At 71.1% G+C, this 26,666-nt stretch carries 25 protein-coding genes; 11 read left to right on the top strand and 14 right to left on the bottom strand.

Features of this window, described 5'->3' with window-relative positions; translation table 11 throughout:
- Positions 1–114: 114 nt before the first annotated feature.
- From ACFWY5_RS35965 to ACFWY5_RS35935, 7 genes are all read right to left on the bottom strand, one after another.
- A complete protein-coding gene (locus ACFWY5_RS35965) occupies positions 115–957 on the bottom strand; it encodes an NAD-dependent epimerase/dehydratase family protein (protein ID WP_379637302.1) in 843 nt (280 codons plus the stop codon).
- Entirely contained in the window at positions 957–3,149 is a 2,193-nt protein-coding gene (locus ACFWY5_RS35960) for an FAD-dependent oxidoreductase (RefSeq protein ID WP_379620520.1), read from the bottom strand. The genes ACFWY5_RS35965 and ACFWY5_RS35960 overlap by 1 nt, the downstream gene beginning before the upstream one ends.
- Positions 3,149–5,425, bottom strand: coding sequence for a hypothetical protein (locus tag ACFWY5_RS35955; RefSeq protein WP_379637300.1), 2,277 nt, complete (start codon positions 5,423–5,425; stop codon positions 3,149–3,151). Before ACFWY5_RS35955 ends, ACFWY5_RS35960 begins: the two co-directional genes overlap by 1 nt.
- 21 nt (positions 5,426–5,446) lie before the next feature.
- Positions 5,447–6,295 carry a carbohydrate ABC transporter permease gene (locus ACFWY5_RS35950; RefSeq protein WP_379637298.1) on the bottom strand — a complete coding sequence of 283 codons (849 nt, stop codon included), beginning with the start codon at positions 6,293–6,295 and terminating at the stop codon, positions 5,447–5,449.
- Positions 6,292–7,158, bottom strand: coding sequence for a carbohydrate ABC transporter permease (locus tag ACFWY5_RS35945; RefSeq protein ID WP_379620526.1), 867 nt, complete (start codon positions 7,156–7,158; stop codon positions 6,292–6,294). Before ACFWY5_RS35945 ends, ACFWY5_RS35950 begins: the two co-directional genes overlap by 4 nt.
- Positions 7,155–8,513 carry an ABC transporter substrate-binding protein gene (locus ACFWY5_RS35940; RefSeq protein WP_379637296.1) on the bottom strand — a complete coding sequence of 453 codons (1,359 nt, stop codon included), beginning with the start codon at positions 8,511–8,513 and terminating at the stop codon, positions 7,155–7,157. Before ACFWY5_RS35940 ends, ACFWY5_RS35945 begins: the two co-directional genes overlap by 4 nt.
- Before the next feature lie 70 nt (positions 8,514–8,583).
- A complete protein-coding gene (locus ACFWY5_RS35935; RefSeq protein ID WP_379620530.1) occupies positions 8,584–9,555 on the bottom strand; it encodes a LacI family DNA-binding transcriptional regulator in 972 nt (323 codons plus the stop codon).
- 146 nt (positions 9,556–9,701) lie between these two features.
- Here ACFWY5_RS35935 and ACFWY5_RS35930 point away from each other — a divergent pair, with 146 nt between their 5' ends.
- The 3 genes from ACFWY5_RS35930 to ispG are packed head-to-tail and all read left to right on the top strand — an operon-like array spanning position 9,702 to position 13,294.
- Positions 9,702–10,844 (top strand): mandelate racemase/muconate lactonizing enzyme family protein, encoded by a 1,143-nt coding sequence (locus ACFWY5_RS35930; RefSeq protein ID WP_379620532.1) that lies wholly within the window; start codon positions 9,702–9,704, stop codon positions 10,842–10,844.
- Between the two features lie 34 nt (positions 10,845–10,878).
- Positions 10,879–12,111, top strand: a complete 1,233-nt coding sequence (gene dxr, locus ACFWY5_RS35925; RefSeq protein ID WP_379637294.1) for a 1-deoxy-D-xylulose-5-phosphate reductoisomerase — start codon at positions 10,879–10,881, stop codon at positions 12,109–12,111.
- A 10-nt stretch (positions 12,112–12,121) separates the two neighbouring features.
- Positions 12,122–13,294, top strand: a complete 1,173-nt coding sequence (ispG, locus tag ACFWY5_RS35920; protein WP_379620536.1) for a flavodoxin-dependent (E)-4-hydroxy-3-methylbut-2-enyl-diphosphate synthase — start codon at positions 12,122–12,124, stop codon at positions 13,292–13,294.
- On the opposite strand, the gene ACFWY5_RS35915 is transcribed toward ispG, so the two are convergent.
- Positions 13,278–15,509, bottom strand: coding sequence for a xanthine dehydrogenase family protein molybdopterin-binding subunit (locus ACFWY5_RS35915; protein ID WP_379637292.1), 2,232 nt, complete (start codon positions 15,507–15,509; stop codon positions 13,278–13,280). The genes ispG and ACFWY5_RS35915 overlap by 17 nt on opposite strands.
- A gap of 136 nt (positions 15,510–15,645) precedes the next feature.
- Between ACFWY5_RS35915 and ACFWY5_RS35910 the strand changes: the two genes are divergently transcribed.
- From ACFWY5_RS35910 to ACFWY5_RS35900, 3 genes are read left to right on the top strand one after another with little or no spacing between them, the layout of a single operon-like run.
- Entirely contained in the window at positions 15,646–17,274 is a 1,629-nt protein-coding gene (locus ACFWY5_RS35910) for an alpha/beta hydrolase (protein ID WP_379637290.1), read from the top strand.
- A gap of 36 nt (positions 17,275–17,310) precedes the next feature.
- On the top strand, positions 17,311–18,153 hold the full coding sequence (locus tag ACFWY5_RS35905; protein ID WP_379620649.1) for a GNAT family N-acetyltransferase: 843 nt from the start codon (positions 17,311–17,313) through the stop codon (positions 18,151–18,153).
- Positions 18,154–18,203: 50 nt separating this feature from the next.
- Positions 18,204–18,719 carry a disulfide bond formation protein DsbA gene (locus tag ACFWY5_RS35900; RefSeq protein WP_379637288.1) on the top strand — a complete coding sequence of 172 codons (516 nt, stop codon included), beginning with the start codon at positions 18,204–18,206 and terminating at the stop codon, positions 18,717–18,719.
- Here ACFWY5_RS35900 and ACFWY5_RS35895 read toward each other — a convergent pair.
- Positions 18,691–19,341 carry a TetR/AcrR family transcriptional regulator gene (locus tag ACFWY5_RS35895; RefSeq protein ID WP_379637286.1) on the bottom strand — a complete coding sequence of 217 codons (651 nt, stop codon included), beginning with the start codon at positions 19,339–19,341 and terminating at the stop codon, positions 18,691–18,693. The two genes, ACFWY5_RS35900 and ACFWY5_RS35895, sit on opposite strands and share 29 nt — an antisense overlap.
- Before the next feature lie 84 nt (positions 19,342–19,425).
- On the opposite strand from ACFWY5_RS35895, the gene ACFWY5_RS35890 reads away from it, so the two are divergent.
- The 3 genes from ACFWY5_RS35890 to ACFWY5_RS35880 all read left to right on the top strand — a co-directional run bounded on the left by ACFWY5_RS35890 (position 19,426) and on the right by ACFWY5_RS35880 (position 21,628).
- Positions 19,426–19,797, top strand: a complete 372-nt coding sequence (locus tag ACFWY5_RS35890) for a nuclear transport factor 2 family protein (protein WP_379620546.1) — start codon at positions 19,426–19,428, stop codon at positions 19,795–19,797.
- A 204-nt stretch (positions 19,798–20,001) separates the two neighbouring features.
- The gene (locus ACFWY5_RS35885; protein ID WP_379637284.1) at positions 20,002–20,670 is read left to right on the top strand and encodes a dihydrofolate reductase family protein; all 669 of its coding nucleotides are present in this window, start codon (positions 20,002–20,004) and stop codon (positions 20,668–20,670) included.
- Between the two features lie 25 nt (positions 20,671–20,695).
- Positions 20,696–21,628 carry a GTP cyclohydrolase, FolE2/MptA family gene (locus ACFWY5_RS35880; RefSeq protein WP_379637282.1) on the top strand — a complete coding sequence of 311 codons (933 nt, stop codon included), beginning with the start codon at positions 20,696–20,698 and terminating at the stop codon, positions 21,626–21,628.
- On the opposite strand, the gene ACFWY5_RS35875 is transcribed toward ACFWY5_RS35880, so the two are convergent.
- From ACFWY5_RS35875 to ACFWY5_RS35865, 3 genes are all read right to left on the bottom strand, one after another.
- Positions 21,614–22,009 carry a DUF3037 domain-containing protein gene (locus ACFWY5_RS35875; RefSeq protein ID WP_379637280.1) on the bottom strand — a complete coding sequence of 132 codons (396 nt, stop codon included), beginning with the start codon at positions 22,007–22,009 and terminating at the stop codon, positions 21,614–21,616. The two genes, ACFWY5_RS35880 and ACFWY5_RS35875, sit on opposite strands and share 15 nt — an antisense overlap.
- Entirely contained in the window at positions 22,006–22,812 is an 807-nt protein-coding gene (locus tag ACFWY5_RS35870) for a HipA family kinase (protein ID WP_379637278.1), read from the bottom strand. Before ACFWY5_RS35870 ends, ACFWY5_RS35875 begins: the two co-directional genes overlap by 4 nt.
- Positions 22,813–23,022: 210 nt before the next feature.
- Complete coding sequence (locus ACFWY5_RS35865; protein WP_379637276.1) at positions 23,023–23,562, bottom strand: TetR/AcrR family transcriptional regulator; 540 nt, start codon at positions 23,560–23,562, stop codon at positions 23,023–23,025.
- Between the two features lie 63 nt (positions 23,563–23,625).
- On the opposite strand from ACFWY5_RS35865, the gene ACFWY5_RS35860 reads away from it, so the two are divergent.
- Together ACFWY5_RS35860 and ACFWY5_RS35855 are read left to right on the top strand one after the other, a co-directional pair.
- Positions 23,626–24,033: a hypothetical protein gene (locus tag ACFWY5_RS35860; RefSeq protein ID WP_379620559.1), complete on the top strand. Its 408-nt coding sequence runs from the start codon at positions 23,626–23,628 to the stop codon at positions 24,031–24,033.
- A complete protein-coding gene (locus ACFWY5_RS35855) occupies positions 24,017–24,553 on the top strand; it encodes a hypothetical protein (protein ID WP_379637274.1) in 537 nt (178 codons plus the stop codon). Before ACFWY5_RS35860 ends, ACFWY5_RS35855 begins: the two co-directional genes overlap by 17 nt.
- On the opposite strand, the gene ACFWY5_RS35850 is transcribed toward ACFWY5_RS35855, so the two are convergent.
- Both ACFWY5_RS35850 and ACFWY5_RS35845 read right to left on the bottom strand, forming a co-directional pair.
- Positions 24,537–25,385, bottom strand: coding sequence for a TIGR03619 family F420-dependent LLM class oxidoreductase (locus ACFWY5_RS35850; protein ID WP_379620563.1), 849 nt, complete (start codon positions 25,383–25,385; stop codon positions 24,537–24,539). The genes ACFWY5_RS35855 and ACFWY5_RS35850 overlap by 17 nt on opposite strands.
- Positions 25,382–26,629, bottom strand: coding sequence for an LLM class flavin-dependent oxidoreductase (locus ACFWY5_RS35845; protein WP_379620565.1), 1,248 nt, complete (start codon positions 26,627–26,629; stop codon positions 25,382–25,384). The genes ACFWY5_RS35850 and ACFWY5_RS35845 overlap by 4 nt, the downstream gene beginning before the upstream one ends.
- Between the last annotated feature and the right edge of the window lie 37 nt (positions 26,630–26,666).

Raw genomic sequence — 26,666 nt, 5'->3', positions numbered from 1 at the left:
CTCCCGAAACCGGACCTGGGGTTGGAAGGTAGCGGTGCCAATATCCCGATTTCTCAAGATTTACGCGAACAGATATAGCGATATTCGGGCATTAATCCCGTCAATTATCTGGTGTCACATCTGTAGCCGGTATTCGGCCGTGAAACCCAGCAGCCGCTCCGCCTTCGACAGGTCGACCGGGACCGTCCGGCCGGGCAGCGGAGCGCGTACCTCCGCGTCGGGGTGGTAGCGGCGCAGCAGGTCCTCGGTCGGCTCCTTCGCCATCGTCTCGGGGGCGCAGACGTTCACCGCCTCCACGCCGGGACCCGGCACCCCCAGGGCCAGCACGCACGCGCGGGCGGCGTCGCGGGTCTCCAGGTAGGCCCAGTAGCCGCGGGCGTGCGCGCCGGGGTCGGCGGCGCAGCGCGCGGCGAACGCGTCGAGCCGCTCATCGAACCCGCCCACGTACGGCAGGCGCAACGCCACGATCCCCATCCCGTGCCGCCGCGCCATCGTCGCCGCGGTCAGCTCGTCCACCTGCTTGGACAGCGCGTAGGGGTCCTCGGACCGCGACGGCAGCCGCTCGTCCACCGGCACGTAGGCCGGATGCAGTTCCCGCGCCGCGAACGGCACCCCGTCGGCCGCCATCGAGCTGGCCAGGCACACCCGGCGCACCCCCGCAAGCCCGGCCTGTTCCAGCACGGTGAAGGTGGCCAGCGTGTTCACCCCGAACACCTGCTCGGCGGGCAGCCACTCCGGCGTGGCGATGGCGGCGAGGTGGATCACCGCGTCCACGCCGTCCAGCGCCCGCCCGACCGCCGCGGGATCGGTCGCGTCACCGGTCACCACCCGCGCGGCGGGCAGGTCGCCGGGGTCCGAACGTTCCAGCGCGACCGCCTCGACGCCCCGCGCCTTCAGGAGGGTGAGCACCGACCGTCCGATCCGGCCCGCGGCGCCGGTCACCAGCACACGGTTCATCAGTAGGCCCTGACCGCGATCAGGTGCGCCGAGGGCGCCCCGTTCGACGCCTCGACGACGATCCGCAGCCCCTCCGCCGTCACGGGCTCGGGCAGCGGGTGCGCGATCCGCCTGCGGCGGTTGCCGCGGGTCTCGGCGACCTGCCGCCACTGCCCGCCGGCGAGCACCTCGACGCGGTAGTCGCGCACGAGCGTCGGGATGATCTCGAACGGCGTGCGGTGGTGATGCAGGTTGATCAGATCCTCGTTGACGTCGTCGTCGGCGATGACCTCCACCCGCCCGATCGTCACCGGCTCCGGCCAGCGCAGCTCCAGCTCGGCGGGCAACGTGGCCGAGACCCACATGTGCGGCCCGGCGTAGGGACGCTGGTAGCCGTCGAGCGCCTTGTCCGGCGCGAAGGCCGCCGTCGCCCCCGTCTCCAGGCAGAAGGTACGGCGCAGCAACCCGCGATCGCTCCACTCCCGCAGCCGCTGCGGCGACTCGGCCTGCGGCGGCAGCGGCACCCGCGTGAAGCACAGCACGCCGGGCGTGGCCTGGTCCGCCACGTGCAGGGACACCAGAGGATTGGCCTTGACCAGCAGGAACGCGTTGCGCGCCGTCTCCGGGCGCCAGTCCAGGCCCAGCTCCGCCCACTGCTTCTCACCGGCCGCGAGCACGATCTCCCGGGTGGCGACCAGCTCGCGCGGCACGTAGTTCTGGCCGAGCACCGGGTCGTGCAGCTCGACGGTGAGCGTGGTGTCGCCGGCGGCGTCGAGCAGCAGCCGTACCCCGGTGAGCGACGGGTCCACCGGCAGCACGATCCCGGCGTCGGCGTCGAGCCGCCACGCCTCCTGGGGCGTGTCGGCCACGAGCCGGGTGAGGGTGCCGGACGCGGTGGCGGCGGCCGTACCGCAGAGGTCGGCCGGATCGTCGTAACGCAGGCCGACGACGGAGGCGTCCTCGCGCAGCAGGGTGCGCTGCAGGTCGGCGACCGGCAGGTCGCGCGGTCGCGCGCCCGTCGCCGCGCACAGGGCGGCGGCGGTGCCCGCCGCCTGGCCGATCGTCGCGCAGGTGGCCATGACGCGGGTGGAGCCGAACGCCACGTGCGAGGCGGAGATGTTGCGGCCGGCCATGAGCAGGTTGGGCACGTCGACGGAGTAGAGCGAGCGGTAGGGGATGTGGTAGATCCCGTCGGCGTACTGCTGCTTGGCGCCCGCCTCGGTGGCGTACATGCCCTGCGGCGGGTGCAGGTCGATGGACCAGCCGCCGAAGGCGACACGATCCTCGAACGGCGTCTGGCCGAGCACGTCGTGCTGGGTGAGCACGTAGTCGCCGAGCAGGCGGCGGTACTCGCGCTTGCCGGGCAGGGCGCCCACCCATTCGAGTGTCATCGTGTCGGCGTCGAACTGGCCCGAGTTCTTGATGTGGTCCCAGATGCCGTAGATGACCGACCAGAGTTCGTCGCGGATGCGGTCGTTGTCGTGGACGGTGTCGAGTTCGCCGCCGAACTCGATCCACCAGTAGGCGCAGCCGTTGTCGCCGGCCTTGATGATGCGGCGCTCGGGGATGGAGGTCCGCGTGATGTCCTTGGCGAAGTCCGGCGGCACGTAGCGGACGGGCTCGCCCGCGTCCTTGGTGTAGAACAGCAGCGTGCTGCCGAGCGTGATGTCGTCGGGGACCTCCGGCGCCCACGGCTCGCCGTACTCCTCGCGGCCCTCGCGGCCGATGCGGTGGCTCGCGCCGGCGAGGTGGCCGACCAGGCCGTCGCCGGTGCAGTCGAGGAAGAGCGCGGAGTCGAAGGTGATCTCCCGTTCCGAGCCCATCATCCAGCCGGTGACCGACTCGATGCCGCCGGGGCCGGCGGTGACGTGGCGGACGTCGGTGTTGAGGAAGACCGAGAGGTTCGGCTCGGCGCGGACGGCGTCGAGGATCGTGGTGTCCCAGAAGTAGGGGTTGCCGTGCGGGTTGCGGTACTGGTTCTCGACGAACAGCTCGCCCATGATGCCGCCCTCGCGGGCGTGGTGGTTCTTGCCGTGGCCGGTGGCGCCGCAGACCCAGACGCGGACCTCGCTGCTGGAGTTGCCGCCGAGCACCGGCCGGTTGTTGACCAGGGCGACGGTACGGCCGAGGCGGGCGGCGGCGATGGCGGCGCAGGTTCCGGCCAGGCCGCCGCCGATCACCGTGATGTCAGCTTTTATGGTTTCTTGTCGCATTAGCACAATCCGTAGTAGATGCGGGGCGCGCCGTCCAGGGTCAGCGTCACCTTGCCGTTCTTCACCGGGACCCGGGTCTCACGGCCGATGCAGTCCACGACGCGCACGTGTGCGCCCTTGGCCGCCACGGTGAGCCGCGTCTTGGTCGGCCAGTGGTCCACCCACGCCTCCTTGTGCGGGTACCACTGGTCGGGGCCGTGGTCGGCGTTCAGGTGGTAGCCGTCCTTACGGGTCCACAGGATGGCGAACTTGTCGAACCGCAGGCCCTTGACCTGGTTGTCCTTGAAGGTCATCCATTGGACGAACCTGGCGCCCTCCAGCGTCCTGGTGGCGGTGGCGTAGGCCAGCAGGGCCGCCTTGACGCTGGTGTCGCGGTTCATGAGGCCGAAGTGGTACTCGGCGTTGTTCGGGTCGGCCTCCTGCGGGTGATGGATCGTGCTGTCGTGGGGCTGGTACCAGTTCACGCCGTCCACCCCCTCCGACAGCGCCAGGGCCAGCGTGAGCAGCACGTTCTCCGCCGCCTGCCGGTGGTTGTCGTTCCACCAGCGGTTGGGCCGGGTGCAGGCGTAGGCCTCGGTCAGCCAGAGCTCCTTGCCGCCGCCGTGCGCGTCGACGGTCCTGCGCGCCTCGCGCAGCGCGCCGAGGAAGTTCCAGTACGTCCCGTTCTCGCCCTGCTGCCACTCCGACGGCGGCGGCGCGTAGTCCGGGGTGAAGTTGCCGCGCCCCGGGTGGAAGGCGAAGACGTCGATGAGCGGCCAGCCGCCCGCCTTGTGGAAGTTCGCGGTCCAGTTGACGTCCATGCCGCCGAGGCCGCAGTTCATGAGCTTGATGCCGGAGCCGTTCAGGCGGTCGTGGATCGGCTTGAGCCCGTCGCGCACGTACTCGGCCGCCTTCTGGCCGGACATCCACGGCTGGTTGAGCTCGTTGGCCACCTCGAAGTAGCGGGCGCCGGAGGCGCGGGCGATCGCCGCCTTCTCGTCGGCCCACTTGGTGATCTGCTCGGGCGTGCCGTTGAAGATGACGCCGCCGAGCTGCACGTTGTGCGGGATGCCGAGGGCGTCGAGCTCGGCGGGGGAGTGGCCGGGCGCGCCGTCGTAGGCGATGCGCACCGACTTGACGCCGATCTTCGTCATCAGCTGCCCGACCGCCGCCTTGTCCGGGACGAGCATCCACGTGTAGTTCGCGATGCCGAAGCGGCCCTCGGCCTGGTAGGTGTGGTCCTTGAGCGTGGCCAGGTTGGTGCGGGCGAACACCTCGTCGGTCCCGGCGACCGCCTTGACCTCGGTGAAGACGATGCCCTGCGGGGCTCCCGCGACGGTGAACGACTCGTCCCAGACGGCGCCGGGCGCGAGGGTCCTGTTCAGGGTGCCGCCGCCGACCTGCCCGCCGTCGAAGTCGCGGGCCCACCAGGTCAGCGTCACCTGCCGTGGTACGGCGGCGCCGTTCACGACCTGGGCCTTCAACGCCATGGGCGCGGCGCTGCCGTAGAGGCCGAAGGGCTGTTCGCTCCAGACGTCGACGCTGAGCGGCGCGCCGGCGCCCAGCGCGTTGGCGGCGGCCGGACGCATCGCGCCGAGCACCAGCTCGACCTCGGTGGCGCCGTCGGCGCCGGCGGGGGCGTGGATCCAGCTCGCGTTCGTGAAGCCGGGCGTGGTCTTGGCCAGCCGGAAGTAGGCCTGCGTGTCGCTCCACGTCTCCTGGTAGAGCGCGCCGTCATTCACCTCGTACGGCACGCCGCCCCGGGGATCGCGCGTCCACTTGGTCGCGGGCACGTAGCGCTCGGGCGCGGAGGGCGCCAGCAGGGTCCTGGCGAACATGTAGCCGGTCGGGGTCAGCGTCGTGGTGCCGGAGACCTCCCAGCGCAGGCGGGCCCGGCGGGCGGCGACCGTGAAGATCCCGCGCACCGTGACCGCCTGGGCGGAGGCGGACATGACGTAGGCGATCTGGATGGCCTGCCGCCCGTCCACGGTGATCAGGGAGGGCGTGCCGCCGAACGTGCGCTGCTGCCCTAAGACGCTGTCCTTGATCATGAAGTGGGTGAGCTTGATCCGGTCGGCGCCGTCGCCGACCGTGATCGACCCGTCGGTCCCGGCGGTGAGCACGATGCCGTCAGCCTCGATGGTGATCGGCGCGGTGGCGGTCGACGCTGTGCTCGCCCGCGCGGGCGAGGGTGCGAGGGCGGGGGCGACGGCGGCGGCGGGTGCGATGGCGGCCGCGCCCGCGATCTGCAGGGCGTTGCGTCGTGAAATTTCCGGCTGGGGTGAGATTTCCGGCATGGGGGTGCCTTTCGCGAGTTGTCAGCCCTTGACGCCGGTGAATCCCAGACCGGCGACGATGTACTTCTGGAAGACCAGGAAGACCAGCACCGGCGGGGCGAGCGCCATCGCCATGGCGGCGATCAGCTCGTCCTGCGGCGCCTGCTCGGCCAGGTTGGCCAGCGCGACGCTGATCGGCTGCTTCTCCGGGTCGGTGATGGCCACGAGCGGCCAGATGAAGTCCTTCCAGCTGTGCATGACGGCCAGCAGGCTGATGACCGCCACGATCGGCCGGCTCATCGGCAGCACGATCTTGGTGAGCAGCTGCCAGGTGGTCGCCCCGTCGATGCGCGCCGCCGCGAACAGCTCGGCGGGCAGCGCGTCGAAGAAGCGCTTGGCCAGCAGCACGTTGAACGCGCTCGTGCCCGCCGGCAGCCAGATCGCCCAGTAGGTGTCGACCAGCCCCAGGTCGATGACGGTCATGAACAGGCTGACCATCGAGACCGTGTAGGGGACGAACATCGTGGCCAGGATCGCCCCGTACACGTACCGGCCGAACCGGGGCCGCAGCACCGACAGCGCGAACCCGGCGGTCACCGCCACGAACAGCTGCACCGCCCACGCGCCGCCGACGACCTGCAGCGTGTTGAGCAGGTACCCGCCGACGCCCAGATCGGCCCAGGCGGTGGCGAAGTTCTCCGGGCGCGGGTCGGCCGGCCACAGCTCCAGCGGCTTGGCGATCAGGTCGGCCGAGGGCGAGATCGCGCCCTTGACCGTCATGTACAGCGGCCCGACCCCCAGCGCCACCAGCAGGCCGAGCGTGACCCACTGGATCGAGCGCAGCGCCGCCCGTACGGCCGGCCGCCGCTCCTCCACCGGCGAGATCATCATGAGGCGCTCCAGCTCCGGGTGGCCCGCAGGTAGACCGCGGACAGGATGCCCAGGACGATCGCCAGCAGCAGCGAGAGCGCGGCGGCCTGGCCGTAGGCGCCGTCCTGGAAGGCGTAGCGGAAGATCAGCAGCAGCACGGTCAGCGTGGAGTTCTCCGGGCCGCCGCCGGTGAAGACGTACGGCTCGGTGAACACCTGCATGGTGGTGATGAGCTGCATGAGCAGCAGCAGCCCGATGACCGGGCGCAGCTGCGGCAGTGTGATGTGCCAGATCCGGGCGCGGATGGAGGCGCCGTCCATCTGGGCGGCCTCGTACAGCTCCGAGGGGATGCCGACGATGGCCGCCAGGTAGATGAGGACGGCCCCGCCCATCCCCGCCCACGTCGACTGGAGCACCAGGCTGAGCATCGCGCTGCCGGGCGAGTCCAGCCACGGGAACGGTCCCAGGCCGGCCAGGCCGAACAGCTCGTTGAACAGGCCGTGCCCGGGGTCGTAGAACCACTTCCACAGCAGGATCGCCACCACCGGGGGGATGACGACCGGCAGGTAGACGAGGAACCGGTAGAGGCCGGCCGCCCGCCGTACCGTGGCCATGACCGTGGCCAGCACCAGCGGGGCCGGGAAGCCGATCAGCAGCGCCAGCCCGACGAACAGCAGGGTGTTGCGGATCGAGACGCCGAGCAGCGGGTCGGCGAACAGGGCGGTGAAGTTGGCCAGTCCCACCCACTCGGCGGGGTCGACCAGGTTGGTGCTCTGGAAGCTGATCAGCAGCCCGCGCACGATCGGCCACCAGGAGAAGGCGCCGAAGACGATGAGCGCGGGCACCAGGAAGACCAGTGCCGTGAGCGTGTTCTTGCGGATCATCGCTGGGCGGCGGCGAGCTTGGCGTTCACGTCGGTCTCCGCCTTGGCCAGCAGCGCGTCGACGTCGGCGTCCTTGTCGGTGAGCACCGCCTGCACGACCGTGTCGAGCACCGCGTAGACCTGCTGGGCCTGCACGGGCGGCTCGGGCTTGAGCGTGAGCGCGGGCGTGCCCTCCAGCCAGGGCGCGAAGTGCTCAAGCTTGACGTTCACGTACGGCTTGACCGCCGCGTCGATCTTGGCCTGCTGGGCGGCGTCGAACATCGGCAGGGTCGGCACCCCGACCGCCGACTCGGGATCGGCGGCGAGCTGCTTGGCCCGCCCCGCCGCCGCGGCCGGGTCGTAGGCGGGCTGGGCGTAGGCGAACAGCAGCCACTTCACCGCCGCCGCGGCCTTCTCCTTGCTCACCGACTTGGGCACCAGGTAGACGTCGCCGCCGGTCAGCGTGGCCTTGCCGCCGGCCTGGGGGAGCGGGCCGATGCCGAACGCGTCGGTGTTCTCCATGCCGTAGGTCATCTTGGCCAGGCGGTAGGTGCCCGGCGTGCCCATGTACATGCCGATCTCGCCGGCGGCGAAGCGCTTGATGACGTCGTTCTGGTCGTTGAGCTGGTTGCTGCCCATCGAGTCGTCGCTCCAGCGCATCTCCTTGAGCAGGGTCAGCGCCTTCTTTGCGGGCTCGGCGTTGAAGGCGGCGACGTACTTGCCGCCGCTGTCCTTCTCGATCTCGCCGCCGTGGGTGTAGGTGAGCATGGTGAGCTGCCAGCCGCCCTGGTTGCTCTTCGACTCGTGGACGAACCCGGCCTTGCCCGTCTTCCCGGCGATCCGCTTGGCGGCCGCGCGTACCTCCTCCCAGGTGGCGGGGGGCTTGTCCGGGTCGAGACCGGCCTTGGTGAACAGCTCGCGGTTGTAGACGAGGCCCTGGGCGAAGGGGGCCTGCGGCACGCCGTACACCTGGCCGGAGCCGTCGCTGAGCGGCTGCAGGACCTGCGGGTTGAACTCCTTGTAGTGCGCCCACTTGCCGAGCTCCTCGGTCAGCGGCTGCACCTGCTTGCGCGCGATGAGGCCCTGTGGCTCGGTCAGGGGGACCTTGATGACCTCCTCGGCCCGCCCGCCGGCCAGCTTGGCGGAGAACGTCAGCGGGTCGAAGGCGGTCGTCGAGCCCTGAACCTTGATGCCGGGGTTCTGCCGCTCGAAGTCCGCGACCATCGTCTTGAACTGGGCGAGGCCGGGCTTGTCCGTGGCGGGCGGCATGCCTTGCACGCGGATCACGACCGCGCCGTCGTCGGCGCTGGGTGATCCGCACGCCGCGAGCGCCGTGGCGAGGACGGCGCAGCCGAGAAGGGCGGCGGTGTGTTTCATGATGACTCTCCCGCGTTGGGGCAGGTGGGGATAGAGGTACGGCGATCGCCGCACCTTCAGGAGGGTGGGTTCAGCGCGGGGCGGGCCCCGTGGAGGCGCGCGGGATCAGGCGCGAGCCGATCTCCACCACGCGCCCCCCGCCCCGGCCCGCGATCGTGTCGATGAGCAGGTCGGCGGCCTGGGTGGCGACCTCGTCGGCGGAGATCCTGATCGTGGTCAGCGAGGGGGTGGACGTGGCGGCCAGCAGCGTGTCGTCGATGCCGATCACGCTGACGGCGCCGGGGACCTTGACGTCGAGCTTGGCGAGCTGGTGGAGCACGCCGAGGGCGACCAGGTCGTTGTGCGCGACGACGGCCGTGGCGTCGCCGGAGGCGACCAGGGTCGCGGCGTGCACGCCGGTCTCGAAGCGGGGCTCGTAGGGGCCGAGCTCGGCGAGCGAGAGCTCGTGCGCCTCGAACGACTCCCTTATGGACTTGCCGCGTTCGAGCTCGGGTCGCGAGCCGTTGACGAACACGCAGCGGGTGTGGCCGTAGGCCTTGAGGTGCTCGGCGGCCTGCGAGATGCCGGCCGCCAGCGAGATGCGCAGCTCGGGAATGCCCTCGACGTGCCGGTTGACCAGCACGAGGGGAATCTCCGCCGCCAGCTCGCGCAGCCGGTCCTCGCCGAGCATGGACGCCCAGAGCACCAGGCCGTCGACCCTTTTGGAGACGGTGGCTATGGTCTCGAGCTCGTCGAACTCCCGCTCGTCGGTGTCGGCGGCCAGGATCGTGTACCCCTGGCGCCGGGCCCTGGCCTGCATGGCCTTGAAGATCGGCGGGAAGAACGGGTTGTTTATGTCGGGGATGATCAGCCCGAGCGAGCCGGTCCTGCCGCCGCGCAGGGAGCGGGCGGCCGGGTTGGGCGCGTAGCCGAGCTTGGCCGCCGCGTCCAGGATGCGCTGCAGCGTCTGCGGCTGCACCTGGTCGGGCGCGGTGAAGGCCCGCGAGACGGTCGAGACGGAGACCCCGGCGGCGCTCGCCACTTCCTTGATGGTTACCGCCACTCCGGCCTCCTCTTCGTTGGTAGCCAGGATGCTTGCAAACGTTACCGCCATGCGTCAAGAGTGATAAATCCAGATCTTTTGCAGATTGCGCGGAGATGTCATGATGCGTTCCTGAGATTCTCGGGAACGTTTTCATAGGAGCACGAGTGAAGATCACCGGCTGGGAAGTGCTGACCCTGCCCGACCACGGCGACAGCATGATGCTGCTGGTCCTGGATACCGACGAGGGCCTGCACGGCATCGGCGAGGTGGGCATCCGCTCGCGCCAGAAGGCCGTGGCCGGCGCCATCGAGCACCTCGGCGAACTGCTCGTCGGCGAGGACCCGGCCAGGATCGAGCACCTCTGGCAGGTCATGTTCCGCCGCGGCTTCTTCCCGGCCGACCGCTTCGTGTCGGCGGCCATCGCCGCGGTGGACGTGGCGCTCTGGGACATCAAGGGCAAGGCCCTCGGCGTGCCCGTCTACGAACTGCTCGGCGGCCGGGTACGCGACCACGTGCCCGCCTACATCCACCTGGGCGACGGCTACGACGACCGCGAGCGCTTCCTGGCCAAGGCCCGGGACCTGGTCGCGGAAGGCTGGGGGCACCTGCGCTTCGCCGTACCCCACGCGCCGGACGGCGTCCTGGACCAGCGCGCCTCCATGCGGGCGGGGATCGAGCTGTTCCACCAGGTCAGGGCGGCGGTCGGGGACGAGGTCGAGCTCATACTCGACGTCCACACCCGGCTCGACCCGCCGGAGGCGCTCACCCTGTGCAGGGAGATCGAGGCGGCGCGGCCGTACTTCGTGGAGGACCCGCTGCGCAGCGAGGGCCTGGACGCCTACCGCATGCTCCGCTCCCGTACGGCGGCGCCGCTCGCGGCCGGCGAGCAGTTCGGCTCCAAGTGGGAGTTCCAGCGCCTGGTGGAGGCCGACCTGATCGACTACGCCCGGGTCGACGTGGGCGTGGCGGCCGGGCTGACCGAGGCCAAGAAGATCGCGGCCATGTGCGAGGCCCACTACGTCAAGCTCGCCACCCACAACCCGCTCGGTCCCGTCACCGCGGCCTCCTCGCTCCACCTCAACCTCGCCTGCCCGAACGTGGCGATCCAGGAGCACCAGGAGCAGCCGGAGCCCGAGATCGACGCGCTGTTCACCGCCCGGCCGAAGATCCACGCCGGCCGCGTGGAGATCTCCGACCTTCCCGGTATCGGGGTGGACATCGACCGGGACGCCGCCCGCCGCTACCGGGCCGTCGCCGCGGAGCGGCCCCATCTACGCGGCTCGGACGGCGCTTTCACCAACTGGTGAACAGGGCGGCACTCCCGGGCGGGAGAATGGAGCCGTGCATGCAGACATCTCCCGCCCCGTCGTCGTCCTCGGCTCCACCGGCTCGATCGGCACCCAAGCGCTCGACGTGATCGCCGCCCACCCGGCCGGCTTCCACCTGGTGGCGCTGGCGGCCGGGGGCGGCAGAGCCGGACTGCTGGCCGAGCAGGCCGCCCGGTTCGGAGTCGAGGCGGTCGCGGTGGCCGACGCGGCGGCCGTACCGGCGCTGAAGGAGGCGCTGGCGGCGCGCGGCGTCCGGCCCGAGGTGCTGGCCGGGCCCGAGGGCGTCGCCGAGGTCGCCACCTGGACGCCCAGCGGGTCCGGCGACCTGCCCGGGGCGGCCTGGGCGCCGGGCGCCACGCCGCTGGTGCTCAACGGCATCACCGGAGCGCTCGGCCTGACCTCCACGCTGGCCGCGCTCGACGCCGGGCGCACGCTCGCGCTGGCCAACAAGGAATCCCTGATCATCGGCGGACCCCTGGTCAAGCGGCGGGCCAAGCCCGGCCAGATCGTGCCGGTCGACTCCGAGCACTCGGCGCTGCAGCAGTCGCTGTGGGCTTCGGGCCCCTCCGGCCACGACCCCGAGGCGGTCCGCAAGCTCATCGTCACCGCGTCCGGCGGGCCGTTCCGCGGCAGGCGGCGCGCCGAGCTCACCGGCGTCACCCCCGAGATGGCCCTCGCCCACCCCACCTGGTCGATGGGGCCGGTCATCACCATCAACTCCGCGACCCTGGTCAACAAGGGCCTGGAGGTCATCGAGGCGCACCTGCTGTTCGACATCGGCTTCGAGCGCATCGAGGTCGTCGTCCACCCGCAGTCGATCATCCACTCCATGGTCGAGTACGTGGACGGCTCCACCATCGCCCAGGCCAGCCCGCCCGACATGCGGCTGCCGATCGCGCTGGCGCTCGGCCACCCCCACCGCATCGACGGCGCCGCCCGGCCGGTCGACTGGAGCACCGCCCACACCTGGACGTTCGAGCCGCTCGACAACGAGGCCTTCCCCAGCGTCGAGCTGGCCAGGCACGTCGGCACCGAGGGCGGCACCGCCCCGGCCGTCTACAACGCGGCCAACGAGGTCTGCGTGGACGCCTTCATGCGCGGGGCGCTGCCGTTCCTCGCGATCGTGGACACCGTGGCCGAGGTCGTCGCGGAACACCAGGTCACCCCGGCCGACTCGGTCGAGGAAGTGCTCGCCGCCGACGCCTGGGCCCGCACTCGTGCCGGTGAGCTCACCGGCGTTGCCTAGACTGGGTCCCGTGACTTCTGTAGCACTCGGCATTCCGACGGTCCGCCCGAAGCCGCTCGCCGAACGCCGGCACTCCCGCCAGATCATGGTCGGCAACGTGCCGGTGGGCGGCGACGCGCCGGTATCCGTGCAGTCGATGACGACCACGGTCACCGCCGACATCAACGCGACCCTGCAGCAGATCGCCGAGCTGACCGCCTCGGGCTGCCAGATCGTCCGCGTCGCGGTGCCGTCCCAGGACGACGCCGAGGCCCTGCCCATCATCGCCAGGAAGTCGCAGATCCCGGTCATCGCCGACATCCACTTCCAGCCGAAGTACGTCTTCGCCGCCATCGACGCGGGCTGCGCGGCGGTGCGGGTCAACCCGGGCAACATCAAGAAGTTCGACGACAAGGTCGGTGAGATCGCCAAGGCCGCCGCCGAGACGGGCACCCCGATCCGCATCGGCGTCAACGCCGGCTCGCTCGACCCCCGCCTGCTGCAGAAGTACGGCAAGGCCACCCCCGAGGCGCTGGTCGAGTCCGCGCTGTGGGAGTGCTCGCTGTTCGAGGAGCACGGCTTCCGCGACATCAAGATCTCGGTCAAGCACAACGACCCGGTCGTGATGATCAACGCCTACCGGCTGCTCGCCCAGCGGTGCGACTACCCGCTCCACCTCGGCGTCACCGAGGCCGGGCCCGCCTTCCAGGGCACGATCAAGTCGGCCGTCGCCTTCGGCGCGCTGCTGGCCGAGGGCATCGGCGACACCATCCGCGTCTCGCTGTCGGCTCCTCCGGTCGAGGAGGTCAAGGTCGGCGCCCAGATCCTGGAGTCGCTCGGGCTGCGCGAGCGCGGCCTGGAGATCGTCTCCTGCCCGTCCTGCGGCCGCGCCCAGGTCGACGTCTACACGCTGGCCGAGCAGGTCCAGGCCGGTCTTGAGGGCATGAAGGTGCCGCTGCGCGTGGCCGTCATGGGCTGCGTCGTCAACGGTCCCGGCGAGGCCCGCGAGGCCGACCTCGGCGTCGCCTCCGGCAACGGCAAGGGCCAGATCTTCGTCAAGGGCGAGGTCATCAAGACCGTCCCCGAGTCGCAGATCGTGGAGACCCTCATCGAGGAGGCCATGCGCATCGCCGACGAGATGGGCGTCGAGATCGACCTCGACGACGAGGACGCGCCCGGCCCGCAGGTCACCGTGGCGAGCTGAGCCAGCCCCACACCACCTCGGGTGTCATCGGGGTGCGCGTCACCCGCTCGGCGACCTCGGGCAGTGCCGCGGCGACCGCGTTGGCGATCGCCGCCGGCGGCCCGATCGTGCCCGACTCCCCGGCGCCCTTCATGCCGCCCGGCGTGAGCGGCGACGGGGAGCTGTGCAGCACCACCGTGACGTCCGGCACGTCGCGCACCGTCGGGGTCAGGTACATGCCGCCCGGCTGCCCGTCCGCCGTGTAGACGACCTCCTCGGTCAGCGCCATCCCGATGCTCTGCGCGATGCCGCCGACCAGCTGTCCCTCGACGATGGCCGGGTTGACGACCACGCCGGAGTCGGCGACCGCCCAGTAGCCCTCCACCTCGACCTTCCCGGTCTCCGGATCGACGGCCACGGCCGCCGCGTGCGCGCCGTAGGCGTAGGTGGTGTCCGGCGGGTCGTAGGACGCCCGCTCCTCCAGGCCGGGCGAGAAGCCCTCGGGCAGGTCCCAGCCGCGCCAGGCGTGCGTGGCGATCTCCCGCAGCGTCAGCGCCGCATGGGGGTCGCCCTTCACCCGCACCGTCGAGTCGACCAGCTCCAGGTCCTCCGGCGCCGCCTCCAGCCGGTGCGCGGCAAGCGCGAGGACACGTTCCTTGAGCCGGTCGGCGGCCTGCCGTAGCGCGCCGCCGCCGACGACCAGCGACCGGCTCGCGATCGAGCCGATCCCCGAGTACGGCGTGGCCGCCGTGTCACCCAGCACCACCCGCACGCCCGCCAGCGGCACCCCGACACGCTCGGCGGCGATCTGCGCCAGCGTCGTCTCGATGCCCTGCCCCATCCCGGCCACCCCCGCGGACACGACCACCGAGGCGTCCGGCTCCATGCGCACCACAGCGGTCTCGAACCCGCCCGCCCGCATGCCCATCCGCCGCATCGCCTCCGACGGGCCGAGGCCGGTGCCCTCGACCTGGCAGGAGTACCCGACGCCGCGCCGCCGCCCGTCGTCCTTGGCGGGCGCCTCGACCAGCTCGCACAGGGCGCGCAGCGCGCCCGGGTAGTCGCCCGAGTCGTAGGCCTGGCCCATCCGGCTGGTGTAGGGCAGTTCCTCCGGGCCGATCAGGTTGCGCAGCCGCAGCTCGACGGGGTCCAGGCCGAGCCGCCTGGCCGCCTCGTCGATCAGCCGCTCCCTGGTCATCGCCGCCTCCGGCATGCCGAAGCCGCGGTAGGAGCCGGTCGGCACGGTGTTGGTGAGCACACACCGCAGCCGCGCCCCCGCGCGCTCGAACCGGTACGGCCCCGGCAGCATCGAGGCGGTCACCGCGAACGGCGAGGTGCCCACGTTGGAGGGATGCGCGCCCAGGTCGCCGAGCACGTCCGCGTGGATCGCCACGAACCGCCCGTCCGCGTCCAGGGCCAGCCGGGCCCGGTGCGCCGCCGCCCGCGCCGGCAGCGACGCCACCAGCCGGTCGCCCGGTGTCTCCGCCCAGGCCACCGGACGGCCCAGCCGCATCGCCGCCAGGCACACCAGCGCCTCGTCCGGGTACAGGTGCTCCTTGGAGCCGAAGCCGCCGCCGGTGTCGCCGGCGACCACCCGGATGCGGTCGAGCGTGAGTCCGAGCGCGTGCGCCACGTGGTCGCGGACGTGGTGCGGGGCCTGGGTGGCGGTCCACAGCGTGAGGTCGCCGCCGGTGTGGTGGGCCACGACGCCGCGGGGCTCCATGGCGTACGGCGCGGCCCTGCCGTACCGGAAGGACATCTCCACGACGTGGGCCGCTTCGATCTCCAGCGCGTCGGCGTCACCCAGCGTGAAGTCCGTGACCACCTCGCCCTCGCCGAGGTCCACGACCGGTGGCAGTTCGGCGAGGTCCAGGTCGATGAGGTCGGCGGCGTCGCGGGCGAGTTCGGGAGTACGGGCCACGACCAGGGCCACCGGCTGGCCGACGTAGCGGAGCGTGTCGTCGAGCACCGGGTAGCTGGTCTGGGCCTGGCCGGGGGCGACGGTGACGCACGGGAGCGCGGCGCCGGGGGCCTCGCGGGCGGTGATCACGTCCAGGACGCCGTCGAGGCCGCGCACCGCGTCCGCCGCGCAGCCGAGCAGGCGGCCGTGCGCGATCGGACTCCTGACCACGAACGCGTGGACCATGCCGGGCAGGCGCACCGCGCCCACGAACCGGCCCGTGCCCGTCAGAAGTCGCGCGTCTTCCCTGCGGGGTGTCCTGGAACCGATGACCATGTCGTGATTCTGGGCCGATTACAGAAGGCAATCAAGCGATTACACCATGGTAAGAGTTTCTCCATACCGAATGTAGTGGATCCGCCGCGGGCGGCACCATCGCAGTGCCGTACGACTAGAGCGGGGGAACAGCCGGGTGAAGCGGGTTGTCGGGATTGTCGCCGGACTGGCGGTGCTGGCCACGGGGGCCGTGGGCATGGGCGGCGCGGTGGTCGCGCCCTCCGAGGCGTCCTCCGGGCGCGCGGACATCGTCTGGGAGAAGTGCGCGAACAAGAAGCAGGGATCGGTGACCGGGAACGTGCTCGGCGGCACGGGGCTGGTCGACGAGGAGCCGCCGGGGCCGGGCGTCGAGTGCGCCACGCTGCGGGTGCCGCTCGACTATCGCGAGCCCATGGGACAGACCATCAAGATCGCCCTCAACCGGGTCAAGGGCAGCGTCTCGCGTGACCACCATCACCTCGGCACGCTCCTGGTCAACCCGGGCGGGCCCGGCGCCTCCGGGCGGGAACTGGCCGAGTACGTCGCCGCCGCGCTGCCGGGCAAGCTCGCCGAGCGCTTCGACGTGATCGGCTTCGACCCGCGCGGCGTCGGGGCCAGCGAGCCCGCGCTGCGCTGCGTCGACCCGGCCAAGTTCTACGCGCCGCCGCGGCCCGACGCGGTGCCGCGTACCGGCCGGGACCAGAACGTGCTGCAGGCCCGCGCCCGCGAGTACGCCGAGCGCTGCGGCAACCTGTGGGCCTGGATGCTGCCCCACATGACCACCGAGAACGTCGCCCGCGACATGGACACGATCCGCGCCGCGCTCGACGAGCAGGAGATCAGCTACCTCGGCTACTCCTACGGCACCTACCTCGGCGCCGCCTACGCCACGCTCTTCCCCGAGCGGGTCAAGCGCCTGGTGCTCGACAGCAGCGTCGACCCGGACGGCGTCTGGTACAAGGCCAACCTGGCCCAGGACCGCGGCTTCGAGCGCAGGCACCGCGACTTCCTCGCCTGGACGGCCAAGAACAACAAGGTGTACAAGCTGGGCCGTACCGCCAAGCAGACGAGCTTCGCCTGGTACGAGATGCGCTCGCGCCTGCGCGGGCGGCCCGCCGGGGGCGTGGTCGGGCCGAGCGAGCTCGACGACATCTTCACCGTCGGCGGCTACACCGACACCATCTGGCCCTCGCTGGCGCAGGCGTGGGCGAGCTACGTCCGCAAGGGTGAGACGAAGGACCTGGTCGCGGCGTTCAAGCGCCACGGCGAGAAGGACGCGGAGGACGAGAACGGCTACGCCGTCTACCTGGGCGTGCAGTGCCGCGACGCCGCCTGGCCGCGTGACTGGAAGGTGTGGCAGTCCGACATGAGCCAGCTCCACCGCAAGGCGCCGTTCCTGACCTGGCCCAACGCCTGGTACAACGCGCCGTGCGCCTACTGGTCCGTGCCCGGCGGGAAGCCGCCCAGGATCCAGGGGGCCAAGGAACTGCCGCCGGTGCTCATGCTGCAGTCGAAGGGGGACGCGGCCACGCCGTACGTGGGGGCGTTGAACATGCGCAAGCTCTTCCCCACCGCCCGCATGCTCACCGAGTCCGGCGGCAACCACGGCATCTCGCTGGCCGGCAACCGCTGCGTGGACAAGGCCCTGGCCGCCTACCTCGCCGACACCACTGTGCCCAAGTTCGGCGCTACTTGCCCGAGTCTGCCCGCTCCGCGGCCGGCGGCTCGTATGTCGTCCGGTTTGCCCCAGGGTCACGAAAGGCTCACCGACGTCATTGCGAGATGAGCCAATCGGGGGGCGTTCGCGTAGTCTGACCGTGTGATGCTGCGTACATCGGCGTCGCGCGTGCTCGATGACAGCGATCGCGATGAGGTGCTCGACCTCCTGGACACCGATCCGGTCGCCAACGTCTTCGTCGCCTCCCGGGTGCGGACCGTCGGACTCAATCCGGCACGGCTGGGTGGTCAGATGTGGGGCTTCGGGCCGCGCGGCGGTCTCGTCTCGCTCTGTTATGCCGGTGCCAACCTGGTGCCCGTCAACGCCGGTCCTGAAGCCGTGCACGCCTTCGCGGACCGTGCCCGCAAGCAGGGCCGGCGGTGCTCGTCCATCGTGGGCCCGCAGGGCGCGGTGTCGCTGCTGTGGGAGCGCCTGGAGCCGCACTGGGGGCGGGCGCGGGCGATCCGCTGGGCGCAGCCGGTGATGGCGACCGCGCAGAAGCCGCTGGTTCCGGCCGATCCGCTGGTACGGCGGGTGCGGCCGGAGCAGTTCGAGCGCCTGCTGCCGGCCTGCGTGGCGATGTTCACCGAAGAGGTGGGGGTCTCGCCCAACGCCGGTGACGGGGGCGCCCTCTACCGGACCCGGGTGGCCGAGCTCATCCGGATCGGGCGCTCCTACGCCCGGATCGACGACGGCCGGGTCGTCTTCAAGGCGGAGGTCGGGGCGGTGACGCCGCAGGCCTGCCAGATCCAGGGCGTGTGGGTGGACCCGCAGCTCAGGGGGCAGGGGCACGCGGTGGCCGGGATGGCCGCCGTGGTGGAGGCGGCGCTGGCCTGCTTCGCGCCGGTGGTGACGCTGTACGTCAACGACTTCAACCGCTCGGCGCGGGCGGTGTACCGGAAGGTCGGGTTCCACGAAGTGGACACCTTCATGTCGGTACTTTTCTAGCTATGTTGGTGTCCTTTTGGTTTGACCCGAGCTGTCCCTATACGTGGATCGTGTCCCGGTGGCTCGTCGAGGCCGCCGACGTGCGCCCGCTCGACCTCCGGTGGCGCCTGCTCAGCCTGGCCGCCCTGAACGAGCACCTGGAGGTGGACCCGGAAGGGGACACCGAGGGCTACCTGTGGTTCCCGGCCCGGGTCTGCGCCGCCGTGGAACTCGCCCACGGCTCGGCCGCGCTCGGCCGCTTCTACGAGGAGATGCAGAAGCTCGGCGGCTGGGACTGGACGGTGGCCCTGCGAGCCGCCGGGCTCCCGCCGGAGCTGGCCGCGGCGGCGGAGAACACCGGCCACGACGACCACCTGCGCGCCTCGACCGCGGAGGGCGTGGCGAAGGTCGGCCCGCACGTGGGCACCCCCATCATCGCCGTCGAGGACGGCCCGGCCTGGTTCGGCCCCGTGATCTCCCAGATCCCGAGGGGCGCGGCCGCCGGAGCCCTGTGGGACGCCGCGCTGGTCATGGCCGCTACGCCCGGCTTCCATGAGCTCAAGGGCGGTCCGCACGCCGAGATCTAGGCGCGTAGTCCTGGAGTCCCTGGGCCAGGAGGGTGAAGGCGCGCTCGCCGTACCGGCGCACGTCGCCCGCGAGATCGCGCACCCGATCGTCGGACAGCAGCCGGACGCGGGCCAGATCCACCATCGCCCGGTGCACCCCGACCAGCGCGCCCGCCGCCACCCGGGCCGTGGTCTCGTCGCCGGTGTCGGCGGCGATCGCGCGGGCCAGGTCGGCGGTGAGCCGGGTGAAAGCCTGGGCCTCCCTGGCCTGCAGGGCGGTGCTCTCGGAGATGACCCGGTGGACGGTGCGGGCGCGGGAGAGCGCCTGCTCGTCGCCCTCGGCGATGGCCTCCAGCAGGCCGCCGGACTCCAGCAGGAACCACCGCACGGCCGCGATCACGGGCTCACCCGCCGCCCGCCCGGAAACGGCGGCCACCAGGCGGGCCCCGAACTCGTCCAGGCCCGAGTAGAACAGGTCCTCCTTGCCGGGGAAGTAGTTGAAGACGGTGGCCGGCCCCACCTGCGCCTCCCGGGCGATCTCCGCGACCGTCACCCGGTCGAAGCCGCGCTCGGAGAACAGCCGCCAGGCCGTCTCCATGATCTGCTGACGCGTCAGCTCCTTCTTGCGCTCCCGCAGCCCCACCTTGGCTCCAAACTTAGAGTTGCTATAAGTCGATAGTAACTCTAGATTGAGAGTAAGTACACGATTCGAGCGAGGAGGAACAGCATGTCCGCGGAAGTTCTCGATCTGGTCAACCGCTGGGCCGCCGCCGAGCAGGCCAACGACGCCACCGCCCTCGACGGGCTCCTGGCCGACGGCTTCGTCGGAGTGGGCCCGCTGGGGTTCGTGCTCACGCGTGAACAGTGGCTGGTGCGGTTCGACAACGGCCTGGTCAACAGCGCCTTCGTGGTGGAGGAGCCGCAGGTGCACGAGCACGGCTCGGCCGCGGTGGTCGTCGGCGTGGACGCGCAGGAGACCACGTTCGGCGGGCGCGACAACTCCGGCCGCTTCCGGCTCACGCTGTCGGCCGTCCGGCAGGAGGCCGGGTGGAGGGTCGCCAGCGTCCACCTCGGGCCGCTGCGACAGATGGGCGGCTAGCCATGCGCGTCAGCGCTCTCCGGCGGCCGGGCGAGGCTGGGCATAGAGGCATCGACCACGCCGTCGTCATCACTCCAGGCCCCTGGACCCCAGCTCGCTGACCACCCTCACCACAGCCGTGCGGAGGCTGCGGTAGACAGGGCGGGCGGGGCGACGGCATGCTCGTAGGTGATCGGCAGCCCCTTTTCCCACCCTTAGGGAGCCATGCGCAGGCCTTTACTGGCGGCGAGCTTCGGCGGTTCGTTCACGGGCCACATCTGGCATCGTGACCAGCCGATCCTCGGCAGCCGGCGTGACCGGTACATGCTGGAGTGGCTGCGGGCCCAGGCGGACGTGCTGCTCTACGGGGCCGGCACCGTACGCGTCGACCGGCGGCGCATCCGGTTCACCTTCCCCGACCTGCGGTCGCACTACGCCGAACGCGGCGGCGGGTCCGTCCCGCCGCTGGCGGTCGTGGCCACCCGGGCGGACTTCGACTGGGAGGATCCGTTCTGGACCACTCCCACGGACATGACGCTGTTCCTGCCGGGTGAGGCCCGTACGGAAGAGATTCCCGGCCATGTCCAGGTGATCACCGACGTGCCGGATCTGTCCGATGTGCTCGACCGGCTGGGCGCGCTCGGCCACTCCAGGGTGCTTTACGAGGGCGGCGGTCGGCTCTACGCGTCGCTGTGCCGGCTCGACCTCGTGGACGAGCTCTTCTACACGGTCACGCCGTGGCTGATGGGCAGCGACGCCGCCCCGGTCACCGCGGGGCCGCTGTCGCCGCAGCGCTACACGCTGGTGTCGGCCACCACCGCCGATCAGGAAGTGTTCCTTCGATATCGGACCCCAAGCGGCCGAGTCTGGACGACCTGCGCGGTTCCCGGCTAGGCCGCCGGTGAGAGGACGCACACGCATGACGGTGACGAAGCAGCCCTATGCCGATGATTTTTACGATGTCCCCGCACAGAAACCCGCCGTCGGCATCGCGTTGGACCGGGTCGGTGTCCACGGCCAGCGCGTGCTCCTCGACGTGGCCGACGAGTTGTTCGGGGGAGTGCGGGAGCTCCTGTGCGACGCGCGGGCGGAGGTGTCGCTGGCCGCGGGCCAGCGGGGGATCCACATGTCACGGATCGAGGGCGCGTTCGTGAACGCTCCCGGGGCTTTGCCGCTGGCGGTGATCGCCTCGGCGATCGCCAGGGAGGTCCGCGACACGCAGACGCAGGAATCGGCGCGGGTGACGTTGCGGGCGTTCGCGCCGCTACGCACCCGCACCCGCGTCACCGGGCTGGCCTCGCCGGACACCGTCGAGGTCGCGGCGGTCGCGGTCGCCGGGCCGCGGCCGTCCGCCGGGCTGTCCCTCGCGGCGACCAACATCACCGCCTGTCCCTGCATGCAGGGGTACGCGCTGAGCGAGCTGGTCGGCGAGCTCGGCCTCGGCCCCGACGAGGGACGGCGGCTCATGGAGCGCGTGCCGATCGCCACGCACAGCCAGAAGGGACGGGTCCGCGTGGAGGTCACCGCGCCGGACGCCCGCCGGCTGCCGGACTACGCCTTCCTCCACCGCCTTCTCAGCGGCCAGACGACGCTGACGCAGGAACTGCTCAAGCGGCCCGACGAGTACGACCTCGTCCGGCGCTCCCATCTGCGGCCGCAGTTCGTCGAGGACGTGGTGCGCGGCGTGGCGGAAGGACTGGCGCGCGGGCTCGCGGAGAGCGCGCCCGACCTTGAGGACGTCGAACTGGACGTGTCCGCGGAGAGCTATGAGTCGATCCACGGCCACGACATCAGCGCCCAGCTCAGAATCCCGGCGACCGCCCTGCTCGCCGAGCTCTCACCGCTGAAGTGAGCGGGGGATGTGGACGAGGGTGGTGAGGAGGCGGTCGAGTTCGGCGTCCGGGTCGGCGGTGAGGCCGGCGTGGACGGGGCCCGTCTGGACGATGGTGCTTCTGGGGGCGGTCAGCCAGCGGAAGCGGGCGCCCAGGGGCTGTCTGGACAGGGGGCCGGAGGAGGCGTCGCAGGTGAGCTGGTAGGCGGCCAGCGCCTGGCGGAGTGCGGGGAGGTCGGCGGACGGGTCCAGGGCGTGCAGGCGGGATTCGTCCAGGTCTATCCGGGCGCAGAGGTAGGAGCGGGGCTGGCAGTACAGGAGTACGCCGACGTTGATCTGCTCGCCGCGCTCCACGCGCGGGATCACGCGGATGACGGCGTACTCGTAGGCGTCCCTGCTCATCGTTCGCTTCCTCGCCAGAACTCGCCGACCGAGGACGGGCCGGGCTTCGCCTTGGGTTCCTCGCCGCGGACCAGCCAGTTGCCGGGGCCGTGGGCGCGCTGGAGGAGGTGGTAGACGTAGGCCTGGCGGACGTCGGCCGCCGAGCCGAAGCCGGGCTCGCCGTCCAGCCACTCGTCGGGGACCAGAGCGGTGACCTCGCGCAGGAGGCCGGGGGTGATGCGGGCCGACAGGTCGGCGGCGGCCGCGTCGAGCTGGGTGGCGTAGGCGGCCAGGACGTGGTCGCTCGCGTCGAAGCGCCGCTGCGGGTCGGCGGTGCGCCAGTTGTGGTGGAACCAGAGCGCGGCGCCGTGGTCGATCAGCCAGACGGTGTTGTGCCAGACCAGGAGGTTGGGGTTGCGCCAGCTACGGTCGATGTTGTGGATCAGGCCGTCGAACCAGACCACGCGCGAGGCGAACCCGGGGTCCGGCGGCCAGGCCAGCGGCTCGAAGCCGAGCGCACCGGGCAGGAAGTCGACGGCCAGGTTGAGCCCGGCGCTCTTGCGCAGCAGTTCCTGGACCTCCTCGTCGGGCTCGCGGTCGCCGAACTGCGGGTCCAGGTCGATGAGCTTCAGCTCGGGGGTACGCAGCCCGAGCCGCCTGGCCAGCTCGGCACAGATGATCTCGGCCACCAGCACCCGCCTGCCCTGACCGGCTTCGCGGAACTTGACGGCATACGTGCCGAGATCGTCGGCCTCGACCACCCCGGGCAGCGACCCGCCCTCCCTGAGCGGCGTCACATACCTCGTCGCCGCGATCCTTTCCACGTGATCGAGGTTACCTCTCCTTTTATCCGTTACGGCTCGCGCCCGCCCACCCGCACCGCCGCCCCCGGCGCGCGCCCGTCGAGCGATGGTCGTGAGGGCTCACGGGCTTCTCGCCGCAACAACTCCGCCCTCGGCACGCGGCGGCGATAACCCCGCCCTCGGCACGCGGCGGCCACAACCCCGCCCCAGGCACGCGCGGGTGAAGCCGCTTCACTCGCCCAGCAGTTCCGCCAGTGCCAGGTTGACCAGGGCGGCCGTGTCCTCGTGCATGATGCCCAGCCGCCGCAGCGCCGCCACTCCCAGGTAGCTGGCGTATCCGGCCAGCACGCGGCGTTCGGCGGCCTCCTCGCCGATTCCCGTCTGGGCGACCGTCGCCGTCATGAACGCCAGGCGGCGCTCGTTCACCCGTCTGGCCACCTCGGCCACGGCCGGGTCGTCGGCCTCGCTGATCAGGCGGAACGACACCGCCGCCTCCGTCGCGTCGGCGAACGCGAGCTCCAGCAGGGTCCGGAGTCGTTCGCGTGGATCGGGGATCTTCTCCAGGCCATGGATGATCTGCTCGGTGCCGCGTTCCCAGTAGGCGAGGGCCGCCTCGACCAGGGCCCGCCGGTTGGCGAAGTGCCAGTAGAAGCTGCCTTTGGAGACGCCCAGCCGTACCGCCACAGGTTCCACGGCGACGGCGGCGAGGCCGCCTTCGGCCAGGGCGGCGAGCGCGGCCCGCGCCCAGTCGTCGGCGTTCAACTTACCCACCGGAACAGCCTGCCATACGGTGGCGTATAGTCGGGCCATACGCATCCGTATGGAGGTCGTGACATGGTCTACAACGTGCATGAACGGGTCATCGCCGGCTCGGTCGAGGAGGTGTGGGCGAAGCTCGCGGACGTCGGGCGGATCTACCCGGCGAGCAGCGGGACGTTCGAGCTGCCCGAGGGGCTCTTCGAGGGCGCGCCGGTCCGGCACGACCGTGCCCGCTACCGGGTCGCCGTCGTCGAGCCCGGCCGCAAGCTCTGGTTCGACCTCGGCAAGACGATCAGCGGCGGGCACGGCTTCGAGCTGTTCCCCGTGGAGGGCGGCACGCTGGTGCGCCATCACCTCAAGGGGCGGCTGTCGGGGGTGTTCGCGCTGCTCTGGCCGCTGATCATCCGGCGCCATCACGATACGGCGCTCGAAGGGCTTCTCGACAACCTGGAGCGCGAGGTCGCACATGCCGACGCTGGCTGAGGGGTTCATCCCGGTTCCCGACGCGTCAGAACGGCACGCGATCGTGATCACCGCGCCCCGCGAGCGGGTGTGGGAGGTCGTCAGGCGGCCGGACCCCTCCGACATCCGCCTGGTGAAGCCGCTGTTCGCGCTCAGGAACCTGATCTCCAGGCTGCTGAACGGGCACGAGCAGCGGGACATGCCCACCTTCACGCCGCTGGCGGAGGAGCCGGGCCGCGAGGTCGTGCTCGGCACCGTCGGCCAGTGGTGGCGGCTCGGCCGCTCGAAGGGCGTCGACTCGGTCGGCACCGCCGAGGAGTTCACCGCCTTCGACCGTCCCGGATACGCCAAGGGCACCTTCAGCTTCGTGCTGGAAGAGGCCGGGCCGGGCCGGATCAGGCTGGTGACCGAGACCAGGGTGGCGGCCACCAGCCCGGACGCCCGCCGGGCCTTCCTGCGCTACTGGGCGGTGATCCGGCTGGGCAGCGGGCTGGTGCGCTGGGCCATCCTGTCGTCGATCAAGGCTAGAACCTCGCGATGACCTCCTCGGCGAAGCGCTCCATGGTGGCGATCTTGAGCTCCAGGGTGCCTTCGCCGTGCTCGGCTTTCTCCTCGGGCGTGGCCAGCCACCACGGGGCGGCCATGGTGGCGGTGACGCCCTTCGCGGCGAAGCGCCGGTAGACGGCGGCGTCCGGCATCACCGCCAGCGGCGCGACGACCTCGAACGGGCGGTCCTTCGGCAGCTTGGCCAGGACGGGGTCGAGCTGTTCCTCGGTGTAGATCCGGTTGCCGATCCACCCGTCGCCGAGCCGGGAGGCGCGGGTGAGCGCGGCCTCGCTGTCCCCGCCGACGTAGATCGGGATGTTCCCGGACGGCGTCGGGCAGATGGACAGCTCGGGCAGGCCGTCCAGCTTGACCGCCGAGCCCGTCCACAACTCCCGCAGGGCCGGGATCATCTCGTCCAGCCGCCGTCCCCGGGTGTGGAAGTCCTGGCCGGTCGCCTGGAACTCCTCCTTGCACCAGCCCACCCCGACCCCGAACGTCACCCGCTCGCCCGACAGCACCGCCGCCGTCGAGACCTGCTTGGCCACGGTGAACAGGTCGCGGGCCGGCGCGATGTAGACGTTGGGGGAGAAGCGCAGCGTGCTGGTCGCCGCCGCCATCGCGCCGATCGTGACCCACGTGTCCGGCCAGTGGGTGCCGGCGTCCCAGCGTGGCCTGCCGCTCTTGGAATAGGGGTACGGCGAGGCGAAGTCGGCGTAGAAGATATGGTCGGAGAGCGTCAGCGTGTCGAACCCGCAGCGCTCGGCGGCCCGCGCCAGCTCCACGAACTGGTCGGTGGGGACGAACGAGGCCCCCAGCCAGAACCTCACTGGAACTCCGGGATGACCTTGGTGGCGAACATCTCCAGGTTGCGCTTGACCGTGTCGAGCGGCAGCACGCCCTGCTGGCCCTGCATGTACAGGCCGAACCACTCCAGGTCGGGCATCCGGTCGAGCATGCGCTGGATGCCGCGCTTGACGTCGTCGGGGGTGCCGAACAGGGCCATCTCGACGTCGTTCATGCGCTTGGCGTCGCCCTTCTCCGGGGAGATGGGCTTGTGCTTCTCGTCCTCCTTCTTGCGCAGCACCTCCAGGTAGCCGAAGGGGCCGAAGAAGGCGGCGAAGTCCTTGGGGATGCTGCGGCCGAAGGTGTTGATGGCCTCCTCGGTCGTGTCCGCGATGCCGACGATCTTGAGGATGCCGGTGTGCTCGCCCAGCTTGTAGTCGCGGCCCTGCCGGGCGGACTCCTCCTGGTAGAGCTTGGCCTTGGCGGCGTGGTCGTCGGGGTTGGGGGTGAACATCCAGGGCAGGATGTTCTCCTGCGCGGCGCGGATGACCGAGCGGTCGGAGATCGTGAACGGCTGCCACAGCTCCGGGTGGGGGTTCTGGTACGGCCGCGGGCAGACGGAGACCGCCTGGACCTTCCCGTCGTCGTCGAGTTCGCCGGGCGCGCCGAACGTCTTCGTCCACTCCTGCGCCGGCCAGCCCTCGATGCCGTCGAAGGGGAAGGGCACCTCGTAGTCCAGCACGTCGGACTTGTAACGCAGCGTCTCCTGGGTCCAGGCCATCTTCATGATCTTCAGGACCTCGCCGAACACGTCGAAGTTGCGCGTGTCCGACGCCGAGCCGTCCGAGCGGGCCGCGGCGGCGTGCCAGCGCTGGCCCAGGACGTTCATCCAGCGGTTCTGGTAGCCGCGGGCGACGCCCAGGCGCAGCCGTCCCTTGGAGAACTGGTCGAGCAGCGCCACGTCCTCGGCGGCCCGGATCGGGTCCCAGGCGGGCAGGACCATGCCGAGCGGGGCCAGCAGGATGCGTTCCGTGCGGGCCGCGAGGTCGGTGAGGAACATCAGCGGGTTGACCGAGAACTCCATCCCCTCCGAGTGGAAGTGGTGCTCGGTCATCATGAGCGCGTCGAAGCCGATCTGGTCGGCGTGGACGGCGATCTCCCGCACCTCGTGCAGCAGTCGCTGGTATGACTCGGTGTCCCGTCCGATGGGCCGCTTGGCTTTGGCGTTCTCCTCGGCGGCATATCCGGAGCCTGGAATCTGCGGGTTCAGGAAGATGGAAAACTTCACCGGGAGTCCTCTTTCCGCGGGGCGTTTCTCTGACCGG

The organism is Nonomuraea sp. NPDC059007 (genome assembly GCF_042740555.1).
In the GTDB taxonomy this organism is placed as follows: Bacteria; Actinomycetota; Actinomycetes; order Streptosporangiales; family Streptosporangiaceae; genus Nonomuraea.
The sequence above is the reverse complement of the archived record's forward strand: the minus strand, read 5'-3'. Positions and strand labels throughout refer to the sequence as shown.